Genomic DNA, 12,290 nt, shown 5'->3' with positions numbered 1-12,290 from the left:
GCTCTCAAAAAATCAGGATTTGAACAATTCGTTAAAGGCGCGGGCACGGCGTGTCACTTCAGTCGTGCTCTCGGCGCCAAACAGGCCATGCACCACTGCCAGCAGATCAACCCCGTGGGCCACCAGCGGGGCGGCGTTGTCCAGGGTGATGCCGCCGATCGCGCAGATCGGCAGATGCAGTTTGCTGCGGGCCTGGTCGAGCAATTCGAGGCTGCAGGCCGGTGCGCCGGGCTTGGTGTTGGAATTGAAGAAACGGCCGAAGGCGACGTAACTGGCACCTTCCTTGGCAGCTTGTTCTGCGAGTTCGAGTTGTGCGTGGCAGGTCGAACCGATGATTGCCTGACGACCGAGCAGTGCCCGAACCGGCATCAGCGGGCCGTCGGTCTGGCCCAGGTGCACGCCAACGTTCAGGCGTGCGGCCAGTTCGGCGTCGTCGTTGATGATCAGCTGGGTCTTGTAGCGTTCGCACAGATCGCGCAGGGCTTCGGCCTCACGCAGGCGGCGGGCCTCGTCGCTGCTCTTGTCGCGGTATTGCAGCAGGGTGACGCCGCCTTCGAGCGCCGCCTCCACGTACGAAAGAAATTTCCCGGCCAGTAACTGGCTGTCGGTAATGGCGTACAGGCCACGTAGTTTCATCGGACAGCCCTCATGGCGTTACGAACAGAAATCCAGCGGCAGGCGGCGCGGCACGAACTGGCCTTTGCCCAATTGCTCCGCATCCCGCAGGGTGCGCCAAGTGTAGTCAAGCGCGCTCTGTACGGCACTGGCGAGATGTTCACCCAGGGCCAGGCGACCGGCAAGGGCGCTGGCCAGCGTGCAACCGGAACCGTGGTAGCTGCCGGGCAGGCGCTGGCAGGTAAAGGTTTCGCGGTGGCCGTCACGGCTGTACAGGCGATTGTGTATTTCGTGTTCATCGCCATGGCCGCCGGTGATCAGCAGGTGTTTGACGAACGGCAGGAGTTTTTCAGCGCACTCGTCCGCGGTGCCTTCGGGCAATTCGGCGAGGATGCGGGCCTCGGGAAGGTTGGGGGTGGCGATGATGGACAAGGGCAGCAGGCGTTCGCGCATGGCGTAGCCGACTTCGTCCTTGCCCAGTCGTCCGCCGCCGCCGGCGCGCAGTACCGGGTCACAGACCACTGGCAAATGCGGGTGCGCTGAAAGCAGTTCGACCACGGTGTCGACCATCTCCAGGGAACCGAGCATGCCCAGTTTGACGGCGGCGACTTCAGAGTCATTGAGCACGGCATTGGCCTGGGCCAGCACCCACTCGCGGTCGAGGACGCGGAAGTCAGTGACGTTGACGGTGTCTTGCACGGTCAGGGCGGTGACGGCCGGAGCCGCATGGCAACCCTGGGCGAGCAGGGCTTCGATATCTGCCTGCAAGCCGGCGCCACCACTTGGGTCGTGGCCGGAGAGACAGAGGACAACGGGGCGAGAGTTGTAGATATTCATGGTGCGCGAGCTTACCACCAAACATGTTTTTTCGGGTGTTGCGACGTTCGGCCCGGCCGATACATTGTGGCGAGGGAGCTTGCTCCCGTTCGGCTGCGGAGCAGTCGTAAACCTGCCGATGCGGTGTTCCAGGCAGAAGGCAAAGGGGCCGCTACGCAGCCCGGCGGGAGCAAGCTCCCTCGCCACAGATGTTCACCACCCACTGGGTCATTGTCACAACCTGACCAAGCCAACAGCTCTAACTCAATGCATAGCGCTGAAACGCTTGTTCTAGAGCCTTTGTAGTAAAAATTTCAATGGTGTTCAATGGCCATCAACGGCTATGCTAGAGTGGATCCAAACCAATAACAGGTAATACCGGTTTACGTCTACTCAAAAGGAATGGGGGGCTTCCTGACAGAACCGGACAGGCCACGCTGGGGCTTAAATGCGCTATTTGCTGATGTTGCTGTTGTGCTTGCCCCTCCTGGCGAGCGCCGTCGAATTCGACGAGTTCACCCAGAGCCTTCCCCTGGGCCGAACGATGCAGGTATATGAAGACGCGGGCGGTCAGGCGACCATCGCCGATGTCCGTGCGCAAGCTGCGGCCGGACACTTCAACCCCCACGATAAAGCCACGCTCAACGCCGGTTATTCGCGTTCGGCGTTCTGGCTGAAAATCGACCTGCAATACCGCCCGACCAACCCGGCAGCGCAACGGACCTGGTTGCTGGAACTGGCCTATCCGCCTCTCGATCGCCTTGATCTGTACTTGCCTGATGCCGGCGGTGACTATCAATTGGTCCGACAGACTGGTGATGCGTTGCCGTTTGCCAGTCGCGAGATCCGCCAGAACAACTATCTGTTCGATCTGGACTTTGCGCCTGAACAGGCGCAAACCGTGTACCTGCGCCTGCAAAGTGAAGGGTCGATTCAGGCGCCCGTCACCTTGTGGTCGAGCACCGCTTACCTTGAAGAGCAGCCGATCCGGCTCTATGCGCTGGGGCTGATTTACGGTGTGTTGCTGGGGATGCTGGTCTACAACCTGTTCATCTTCCTCAGCGTGCGCGACACCAGCTACCTCTATTACATCGTCTATATCGCCTCGTTCGGTTTGTATCAGCTGTCGGTGAACGGCGCGGCGGTGGAGTATCTCTGGCCGAACAATCCGTGGTGGGCCAATGCCGCGACGCCGTTCTTCATCGGCTGTTCGGGGTTGTTCGGCAGCCAGTTCGCCCGCAGCTTCTTGCAGACGGCCACCCACAGTCGCTGGCTCGACCGTTTGCTGCTGGCGTTGATTGCGTTCAGTGCGGTGGTGGTCGGGTTGTCATTGATGACCAGTTACGCCCTGGCCTTGCGCCTGGCGACCGCGCTGGCACTGGTCTTTACCGTGGTGATTTTCGCCGCCGGGATTTTCGCCTGGTGGCGCGGCCTGCGGGTGGCGCGGTACTTCATCATTGCCTGGTCGGCGTTCCTGCTCGGTGGCATCGTCAACACGATGATGGTGCTGGGTTATTTGCCCAATGTGTTCCTGACCATGTACGCCAGCCAGATCGGCTCGGCGGTCGAAGTGGCGCTGCTGTCCCTGTCCCTGGCCGATCGCATCAACGCCATGCGCGAGCAACAGGCACAGACGTTGTTCGATGCCGGCCAGAAGCTCGAAGTGCTGAACCAGCAACTGGCTCACAGTAACAAGCTCAAGGACGAATTCCTCGCCACCTTGACCCACGAACTGCGCACGCCCATGAATGGTGTGATCGGTTCGCTGGAGTTGATGCATACCGTCGAGATGAACCCTGAGCTGGAGCAGTATCAACAAACGGCCGCCGGTTCGGCGCGGGACATGATGCGCATGGTCAACGGCATCCTCACCCTGACCGAATTGCAGGCCGGCAAGCTCAAGGTCTATCCGGACACGTTCAGTTTGCGCGGTGTGGTCGAGGCCTTGCGCCTGCAGTTCGATGGTAATGCGTCGAGCAAGTCGCTGGACTTCAAAGTCGAGGTTACGCCCGGGCTGCCGGATCGCTTGCACGGCGACAGCAGCAAGCTGACGCAATGCCTGGAATGCCTGCTGGACAACGCAATCAAGTTCACCCGGGTCGGCGGGCTGGCGTTGCGGGTGACGGGTAAACCGGTGGAGACCGATCGGCTGGCGCTGTCCTTTGCGGTGATCGACACCGGCATCGGTTTTACCGATTTGGGGGCGGCGACGCTGTACCAGCGCTTCTTCCAGCTCGACGGTTCGATGACTCGTGAATACGGCGGTCTGGGCGTTGGCCTGGCGATCTGTCGGCAGCTGGTCGAACTGCTCGGTGGGCGCCTGAGCCACCGTTCGGAACCGGGTCGCGGCAGTCGCTTCCAGCTGGACGTCGAGTTCGAACTACCGGTGGTGGAATCTGCGCCCTCGATCACCCGGCAACCCGCCTGTCTGCGTTTACCCCAGGACTGCACGGTGTTGCTGGTCGATGACAACAGCATCAATCAATTGGTGATGCGTGGCATGTTGCTCAAGCTTGGGTTCCGGGTACGCACCGCCGACAGCGGCGTCGCCGCGCTCGATCATTTGCAGCGTGAAACCGTTGACGCCGTGCTGCTCGATTGTCAGTTGCCGCCACTGGATGGCGCCTCGATCTGCTGCCGGATCCGCGCCTTGCCCGGTTACGCCGAATTACCTGTATTCATGATTGCCCTGAGTGCGGACCGAGCTTATTGCCCGAGCGACACCTTGGTCGATTACCTGAACAAACCGGTGAAATTCGAAGACTTGCAAGCGGCACTCTATCGGCGGGTGCTCTGTCCTGGATAAGGCGAAAGCGCCGACAGTTAGGCAGATATGCCACTTTGTTCAACCTCGGGGCGGTGCTTAACTGAAAGTGCCTTGGCTGACCAAAGGAGCCCCGTCATGAACCTGCATCAGTTCGCCGAAACCCACGAAGTCACCAACCAGCCACCGTCGCTGGACGGTACCAACCTCTATCGCATCGACCAGCCGTTGCAGGAGTGGTCGCGGCGTTTCGATGCCGGTTGGGCCGAGTCGCGGATCGACGCTTACGGCGCATTGGCGGGCGGGCCGCTGATGGAAGCGGGGTTTGTGGCCAATCAGAACAAACCGGTGTTCGTCAGCCATGACCGTTACGGCCATCGCATCGACCTGGTGGAGTTTCACCCGGCCTACCACGAGTTGATGCGCACGGCGGTGGAGCATGGCCTGACTGGCTTGCCCTGGACCGACCCGCAACCGGGCGCCCACGTTGCCCGCGCGTCCATGACCTATTTACACAGTCAGGCTGAAGCCGGCAGCGGTTGCCCGCTGACCATGACCTTCGCCAGCGTCCCGGCGATGCGCCTGCAACCGGATCTGGCCGAACAATGGTTGCCGAAAATCCTCGCCACCGAATACGACCCGCGCAACGTCGGCATGGCCCACAAGGCTGGGGTCACCATCGGCATGGCCATGACCGAGAAACAGGGCGGCACCGACGTGCGGGCCAACACCACCAAGGCCTATCCGGTCGGCGCCAGTGGTCCCGGTCAGGCGTATGAACTGGTGGGCCACAAGTGGTTCTGTTCGGCGCCGATGTGCGATGCCTTCCTGACCCTGGCCCAGACAAACAAGGGGTTGACCTGTTTCCTGCTGCCGCGTCATCGCCCGGACGACACACGCAATCAGTTCTACATACAGCGGCTGAAGAACAAACTCGGCAACTGGTCCAATGCTTCCAGCGAGGTGGAGTTCCGTGGCGCCCTGGCCTGGATGGTCGGCGAAGAGGGCCGAGGTGTTCCGGCCATCATCGAAATGGTCGCCATGACCCGCTTCGACTGCATGGTCGGCTCCAGCTCGCTGATGCGCCAGGCCCTGACCCAGGCCAGCCATCACTGCGCCCATCGCAAGGTCGGTGGCAAGTTGCTCAGCGAGCAACCGTTGATGCAAAACGTGCTGGCCGACCTGGCCCTGGAAAGCGAAGCCGCCCTGGCGCTGAGCCTGCGCATGGGCCGGGCGCTGGATCATCTGGGTGACGACCACGAAGCGAAATTCGCTCGGCTGGTCACGGCGGTGGGCAAGTACTGGATCTGCAAACGCGCGCCCGGAATGATCAACGAGGCCGCTGAATGCATGGGCGGCGCCGGTTATGTCGAAGAAAGCATTCTGCCGCGGCTGTACCGCGAGGCACCGGTCAACTCGACGTGGGAAGGTTCCGGCAACGTGCAATGCCTCGACGTGTTGCGCGCGTTGTCGAAAGAGCCGGGTGTGCTGGATGTGCTGTTCAGCGAATTGGGTGACGGTCATGGCGACAAACGCCTGGCCGCGCACATCAACCAATTGCAGGCTGCGTTCAAGGATACCGACGACATTCAATACCGCGCCCGTCAGCTCACCGAAGACATTGCCTTGGGGCTTCAGGCCAAGTTGTTGCTGGAGGCTGGCAATGCGGCGGTCAGTGATGCCTTCATCGCCAGCCGCCTCGGTTCGGCCGGTCGGGTGTATGGCACGTTGCCACGCGGGCTGGATGTGGAGGCGATTGTCGTCCGGTCGACCCCGCAAGGGTTTTGACCACGATTTGATGAACACCTCTGAAACCTGTGGGAGCGGGCTTGCCCGCGATTGCGGTTATACATTCAACAGAGATGTTGGCTGATAGACCGCTATCGCGGGCAAGCCCGCTCCCACAGGGTTTATCTGTGTCTCAGAATTGATGTGCAGCCAACACGCCACTGTTCCCGTGAAGCGACGATGCAGGCAAGATGAAGCTCTGCAAGTCAGAACACAGGAAGCTGATCGTGACCGAAGCGTTTATTGTCGTTCAAACCGCCGAGCAAGCCGTGGATCGGCTTGCTGTCTTGCACGAGCGTGCAACCACAGCGCTGAATCAAGCGCTCAAGCGTTATCTCAAGGATCGCGTCGAGCCGGACGCTGAACAGCGTGCTCTGTTTCGTTATCCCGAGTTGCGTCTGACCTACCTTTGCCAGGGCGAAGTCCCACAGACCACTCGCGCCTATGCCAAGGTTCAACTGCCGGGAACCTACAGCGTCACCGTCACCCATCCCCGGGCTTTCCGCAAATATCTGCTGGAACAACTTGTCCCGTTGATGCACGACTTCACCGTGACCGTGGAAGTCGGCGTCAGTCAGCAGAACATTCCTTATCCGTACGTGGTCGAGCAGGGCGATGAGCTGGCCGGTTCCGGCGTCACGGCGGCGGTGCTGGCGCGCGTGTTCCCGAGTACCGATTTGTCGGCCGCCACCGATGGCATCGCTGATGGTTTGTACGATTGGGAAAACACCGACCCGCTGCCACTGGCCCTGTTCGACGCCGCGCGGGTGGACTTCTCCCTGCGCCGACTGGTGCATTACACCGGCAGCGACTGGCGCCATGTGCAGCCGTGGATTCTGTTGACCAACTACCACCGCTACGTCGACCAGTTCATCGTTCATGGCCTGGAGCAACTGCGCAACGACCCGCGTTTTGTACGCATGGTGTTGCCGGGCAACGTGATCATCGAAAAGAGCATGGACCACGGCGAAGCCTCGGCGATTGCCGCGGGTGTGGTCTGGCATCGTTACCAGATGCCGGCCTATCACCTGATCGCCAGCGACGGCCATGGCGTGACCCTGGTTAACATCGGTGTCGGCCCGTCCAACGCCAAGAACATCACCGATCACCTGGCGGTGCTGCGTCCGCATTGCTGGCTGATGATCGGCCACTGCGGCGGCTTGCGTCAGTCGCAGACCATTGGCGATTACGTGCTGGCCCACGCTTACATGCGCCGCGACGGGATTCTCGACCGGGTGGTGCCGCCGAACATTCCGATTCCAGCCCTGGCCGAAGTGCAGATGGCGTTGCAGCAAGCGGCGGCCAACATCACCGGTGAGAAGGGCGATGAGCTGAAAAAGCGCCTGCGCACCGGCACCGTGCTGACCTACGATGACCGTAACTGGGAGCTGCGCTGGGCGCAGGAACGTCCGCTGATCAACCTGTCCCGCGCCGTGGCGGTGGACATGGAAAGCGGCACCATCGCCGCGCAAGGTTATCGCTTGCGGGTGCCATACGGCACATTGCTCTGCGTGTCGGACAAACCGTTGCACAGCGAAATCAAACTGCCGGGTTCGGCCAACGCCTTCTATGAGCGCGCGGTCAGCCAGCACTTGAAGATCGGCATCGAAGCGGTGGACCTGCTGCGCACCGAGCTCAACTCGCTGCACTCGCGCAAACTGCGCAGCTTTGACGAGCCGCCTTTCCGCTGATAGAGAGTTGTCATGGTCATTTGGCGGTTGGGGCACTAGCATTAGCAGCCCTGACCGTTAGATGTTCTTCTCGCCATGTCTCGTCCTCCACGTCCCGTTTCCCGCCGCCCCGGTGTGAAACCTGCTCAATCGTCCACAGCCCCGCGCCGTGTCGCCAAAGCGCCGCCGGCCGAGCCGAAGCTGATTCTATTCAACAAACCTTTCGATGTGCTGACGCAATTCAGCGACGGCGAAGGGCGGGCGACGCTCAAGGACTTTATCGGGATTCCAGGGATTTACCCGGCAGGACGGCTGGACCGTGACAGTGAAGGCTTGCTGTTGCTGACCAACGACGGCCAGCTTCAGGCACGGATTGCCGACCCGAAACACAAATTGGCCAAGACCTATTGGGTGCAAGTGGAAGGTGAGCCGAGCGCTGAGCAGTTGCAGCGTTTGCGCGATGGCGTCGAGTTGAACGACGGCATGACGTTGCCGGCCGAAGCGCGACAACTGGATGAACCGCAATTGTGGCCACGCAACCCGCCGGTGCGCTTTCGTAAAAGCGTGCCGACCAGTTGGCTGGAACTGGTGATTCGCGAAGGCCGCAACCGTCAGGTACGGCGCATGACCGCGGCAGTCGGCTTGCCGACGTTGCGTCTGGTGCGGGTCAGAATCGGTGACTGGTCGATCGAAGGGCTCGATCAGGGCCAGTGGAAGGAAGTGCCGGCGCGCTTATAGAGTGCCGGATTCGATCAGGCCGATCACCACGCTTTTGATCACGAACGCGGCCACGCCCAAACCGAGTACGAAGAACAGAATGAACGAGCCGAAGCGCCCGGCCTTGGATTTTTTCGCCAGATCCCAGACGATGAAACCCATGAAAATGATCAGGATGCTGACCAGGCCAGTCATCATCCACTCTTCGAGTACTGCAGGATCCATCGAACATCTCCAGCGCGGGTGGGGCTAAAAAGGGCGGGGGGAGTATACGGCAAGGGGGATTGGCGGGGCATTGACCTGCGGCAGTGTGCCGCAGCTATTCGTCGCCTGTGCGGGCCTCTTCGCGGGCAAGCCTCGCTCCTACGGGGGGTGTGTCGAACGTAATACCGTGACCGACACAAATCCTGTAGGAGCGAGGCTTGCCCGCGAAGGCATTCTCAGCTGCGCAAATGAGTCAGCGGCAACTCGGTGCTGTTGAGCACCTGGTTCAGCACGAAACTCGATCGCACACTGGTCACTCCTTCAATCCGGGTCAGGTGCCCCAGCAACAGTTTCTGATAGTGATCCATGTCCGGCACCACCACCTTGAGCTGATAATCCGCATCCATCCCCGTCACCAGGCTGCATTCCAGCACTTGCGGCAAGGTGCGAATGGCGGCTTCGAAGTTCTCGAACCGCTCGGGTGTATGGCGGTCCATGCCGATCAGCACGTAGGCTGTCAGGCTCAGGCCGAGCATCTTGCGGTCCAGCAAGGCAACCTGGCGGGAGATGTAACCGTCGTCTTCCAGTTGCTTGACCCGCCGTGAGCAAGGCGAAGGCGACAGACCGATACGTTCGGCCAACTCCTGATTGGAGATGCGTGCGTCACGCTGTAATTCCGCCAAAATGCTCAAGTCGTATCGGTCGAGTTTGCTCATCGGTCAGGCCTTTGTCATAACTATTGCGGCGGATTATCTATCCTGAGTTAAAAATTGCGCAAGTGATGTTTATTTGAGCAATCTTAGCAATCCTCTGCCGGTGCTCCGGGCCTATGCTTATCACCAGAATCACTGCTCGGACAAACAGTCCAGTGCGGCTCGCTCAATCAGGCCAGCTGCGGTCGCCACCCCACCGGGGATGTGTCGGCCCCCGAGCTACACACTGTCCAGAAGACGGCGTGAGGTGAGCCGACGTCATAAGCGTCGAGCACGGACGAAGTTCTCAAAGGGAGGCCGACGGGTCTCCCTTTTTTATTGGTGCGCCAGGCATGGCGCGTTGCGCGCAAGCGCAACCAGCTTGGCTGTGGTGGCCACGCTGGTGACTTGGAGGTGAAAGTCCTCTACACACCCGGCAAGGGGAAGTGTTAGCTGAACGGCAAGGGTGTCGCGGGTGACTGCGAATCTGAAGGAAGCCGAAAGCAAAATGCTGGCCTGACGAACAGGAAGCGGATTAGGTGGCGCAGCGGGGTAAGAAGGCCAATATCTTCAAAGCCCAATACTTGCACGGAACGCTGTGACGTAGATCCGACAGGCATAAGCAGGAAGGTCGCGCGAATTACCCTGGGAGATCTGTTTAGCCTGCCATGTGCTACCGGCATCGCGAGATGACGGGATGGGCGACAGAAGTCAGCAGAGGCCGTAGTAGTTGCTCGAAACCGGAGCAATGAAGGGCTGAACCTGCCATGAGTGGATAGTCGGGTGTGATCTCTGTTGGAGCGTAAAGCAGAAACTCCGCATAGCGGGGGTCGAGACCATCAGGAGGTAGGAGTCGGAAGCTCCGAGGGCCGGTCTGGGCGCTTAGATACCGCAGGCGACACATCAACGGAACCAAGCTCGCTGACGTTGTTTGTCAGTAGGCAGGAACCGCCGTATACGGAACCGTATGTACGGTGTGAGAGGACGGCGGGGGCAACCCCGCCTCCTACTCGATCCCGGAATTTATGGGCGACCCCTCAATAAATAAGTTGCGTGACTGATAACCTGTTGCAGAACCGGCCTGTGCTTTCCCAGTCTTATGTACAGGCCCTAACCCGCAGTGAGGAAAAGCATGAAGTCGCGCATCTGGCGTTTGGCCGGTGTTGGTTTGCTGTGTGTGAGTGTCACTGCGCAATCGCTGGCCGATGAGCCGCAAAATCGTGGTCCCGATGGCGGTCAACGTGGGCCGGATCATCAGGGCAATGACCAGGGCCATCGCGGTAGCAACCCGCCACGTGCGCAGAACAACGAAATCATTCGTGGCGACAACAGCCGCCAGTTCGAGCTCCACGACCAGAATCAGGGCGAGCAGCGGCAAAACCGTTCGTCGCACGATCCCAATACTCAGGGCCGGCCGCAGCAACAACCGAGTAACAATCTGCCGATCCAGGGCCGGCCCGACACCGTGCGCCAGACCCAGGAGCCCCGGCGTGGTTACTATAAGGACGAACCGCGGCGCAACAATGATAATCAGCACTGGCAGACCGGCGGTCCGGGCTCAGGTCACGATGACCGTCGCTGGCCCGGTCGCCCGGATGGGCACGGCAGTGGCTGGGGCCCCGGCCCGCAGTATCGTCCGGGGTACGTGATCGATCGCTTCCCGGAGCGCAACTACCGCGTGCCATATCGTGGCCAGGATTATTTCTATTCCGGTGGTTACTGGTATCGCCCACAAGGCCCGCGTTACGTGGTGGTTCAGCCGCCTCGCGGGATTCGTGTCAGCTACTTGCCCGATTACGCCCGTGAAGTGTGGATCGGCGGTGCGCTGTTGTTCCTGGCGGCGGGATCGTATTACGCCTATCAGCAGAGCACTCAGGATTACGTCGTGGTCGAACCACCCGTGCAGCCGCAACCGGTGAGCAGTGGCTATGACGTGGTGGCGTATCCGGCCAACGGCCAGTCGCCGGAGCAGGTCAGTCGGGACGGTTACGAGTGCTATCGCTGGGCCGTGGAGCAGAGCGGTTTCGATCCGCGCGCTGTCACCTATCAACCGGATCCGTCGGTGGTGCAAGTCTACCGACAGGCCCAGGGCAACTGCCTGAGCAGTCGCGGTTATCAGGTGAGTTACTGAGCCCTGGCGGCCTTTACCACTTCCTGCGGGTCGGCGTGCACCAGCACTTCGGCTCGCGGGTAGGCGGCGTGAATCGCATCGGCGGCTTGATCGCTGATGCCGTGGGCGACCGACAGGGTCAAGTCCCCCGGCAATTCCAGATGCAACTGCACGAACCACTGGTTGCCGGAGATCCGTGTGCGCAAGTCGTGGGCGCCCAAAACACCCGGTACGCTGCAGGCCAGTTCAAGCATGTGCTGGCTGACATCGGGCGGCAGTTCCTCATCCATCAGCACTGCAAAACTCTGCCGGGCGATATGAATGGCGCTCCAGAGGATGTAAGCGGCGATCCCCAGGCCGAACCAGGGGTCGACTTGATGCCAGCCAAACCCGGCCAGCACCAGCGCCACCAGAATGCTGCCGTTGAGCAGCAGGTCTGAGCGGTAATGCAAGGAGTCGGCACTCACGGCGTTGGAACCGGTTGCCTTGATCACCCGATGCTGCAACATCAGCAGGGCCACGGTCAGGGCGAGGGAGAACACAATCACCCCGATGCTGAGCCACGCTGCGCCTATCGGCTCCGGATGTTTCAATCGTTCGATCGCCTGCAAGGCAATCAGCACCGCACTGCCGCCAATGAACAGCGCCTGAGCCATGCCCGCCAATGATTCGGCCTTGCCATGCCCATAACGATGATCGTCGTCGGCCGGGCGCAAGGCGTAATGCACGGCCAGTAGATTGAGCAGCGAGCTGACGCCATCGAGCGCCGAGTCGGTCAGCCCGGCGAGCATGCTCACCGAACCACTCAGCCACCAGGCGATGGCTTTGGCGACGATCAACGTGCATGCGACCGCCACCGAAGCGCGGGTCGCCAGCCGCAGCAAGCGGGCGTGTTCGGTGCTGGTGGTCATCAG

10 protein-coding genes are annotated in these 12,290 nt (G+C 60.8%); 5 read left to right on the top strand and 5 right to left on the bottom strand.

All coding sequences use genetic code 11. The features are described 5' to 3' along the window. Positions 1–12: 12 nt before the first annotated feature. Positions 13–636 (bottom strand): thiamine phosphate synthase, encoded by a 624-nt coding sequence (gene thiE / locus ACA044_RS26565; RefSeq protein ID WP_497443973.1) that lies wholly within the window; start codon positions 634–636, stop codon positions 13–15. A gap of 18 nt (positions 637–654) precedes the next feature. After that, entirely contained in the window at positions 655–1,452 is a 798-nt protein-coding gene (locus ACA044_RS26560; RefSeq protein WP_497443972.1) for a hydroxymethylpyrimidine/phosphomethylpyrimidine kinase, read from the bottom strand. A 427-nt stretch (positions 1,453–1,879) separates the two neighbouring features. Between ACA044_RS26560 and ACA044_RS26555 the strand changes: the two genes are divergently transcribed. The 4 genes from ACA044_RS26555 to ACA044_RS26540 all read left to right on the top strand — a co-directional run bounded on the left by ACA044_RS26555 (position 1,880) and on the right by ACA044_RS26540 (position 8,391). Beyond that, positions 1,880–4,237 carry a 7TM diverse intracellular signaling domain-containing protein gene (locus ACA044_RS26555; protein WP_497443971.1) on the top strand — a complete coding sequence of 786 codons (2,358 nt, stop codon included), beginning with the start codon at positions 1,880–1,882 and terminating at the stop codon, positions 4,235–4,237. 96 nt (positions 4,238–4,333) lie between these two features. Continuing rightward, entirely contained in the window at positions 4,334–5,983 is a 1,650-nt protein-coding gene (locus tag ACA044_RS26550; RefSeq protein WP_497443970.1) for an acyl-CoA dehydrogenase family protein, read from the top strand. Positions 5,984–6,174: 191 nt separating this feature from the next. Further along, positions 6,175–7,674 carry an AMP nucleosidase gene (gene amn / locus ACA044_RS26545; RefSeq protein WP_497443969.1) on the top strand — a complete coding sequence of 500 codons (1,500 nt, stop codon included), beginning with the start codon at positions 6,175–6,177 and terminating at the stop codon, positions 7,672–7,674. Between the two features lie 75 nt (positions 7,675–7,749). Further along, a complete protein-coding gene (locus ACA044_RS26540; protein ID WP_497443968.1) occupies positions 7,750–8,391 on the top strand; it encodes a pseudouridine synthase in 642 nt (213 codons plus the stop codon). On the opposite strand, the gene ACA044_RS26535 is transcribed toward ACA044_RS26540, so the two are convergent. Together ACA044_RS26535 and ACA044_RS26530 are read right to left on the bottom strand one after the other, a co-directional pair. Further along, positions 8,386–8,595, bottom strand: coding sequence for a DUF2788 domain-containing protein (locus ACA044_RS26535; RefSeq protein ID WP_007894445.1), 210 nt, complete (start codon positions 8,593–8,595; stop codon positions 8,386–8,388). The two genes, ACA044_RS26540 and ACA044_RS26535, sit on opposite strands and share 6 nt — an antisense overlap. Positions 8,596–8,810: 215 nt before the next feature. Continuing rightward, the gene (locus ACA044_RS26530) at positions 8,811–9,290 is read right to left on the bottom strand and encodes an Lrp/AsnC family transcriptional regulator (protein ID WP_007937367.1); all 480 of its coding nucleotides are present in this window, start codon (positions 9,288–9,290) and stop codon (positions 8,811–8,813) included. Between the two features lie 1,108 nt (positions 9,291–10,398). On the opposite strand from ACA044_RS26530, the gene ACA044_RS26525 reads away from it, so the two are divergent. Beyond that, positions 10,399–11,397: a DUF6515 family protein gene (locus ACA044_RS26525; protein ID WP_497443967.1), complete on the top strand. Its 999-nt coding sequence runs from the start codon at positions 10,399–10,401 to the stop codon at positions 11,395–11,397. On the opposite strand, the gene ACA044_RS26520 is transcribed toward ACA044_RS26525, so the two are convergent. After that, positions 11,391–12,287: a cation diffusion facilitator family transporter gene (locus tag ACA044_RS26520; protein WP_497443966.1), complete on the bottom strand. Its 897-nt coding sequence runs from the start codon at positions 12,285–12,287 to the stop codon at positions 11,391–11,393. The genes ACA044_RS26525 and ACA044_RS26520 overlap by 7 nt on opposite strands. Between the last annotated feature and the right edge of the window lie 3 nt (positions 12,288–12,290).

The sequence above is a fragment of the Pseudomonas sp. LBUM1673 genome (assembly GCF_059695645.1).
The sequence above is the reverse complement of the archived record's forward strand: the minus strand, read 5'-3'. Positions and strand labels throughout refer to the sequence as shown.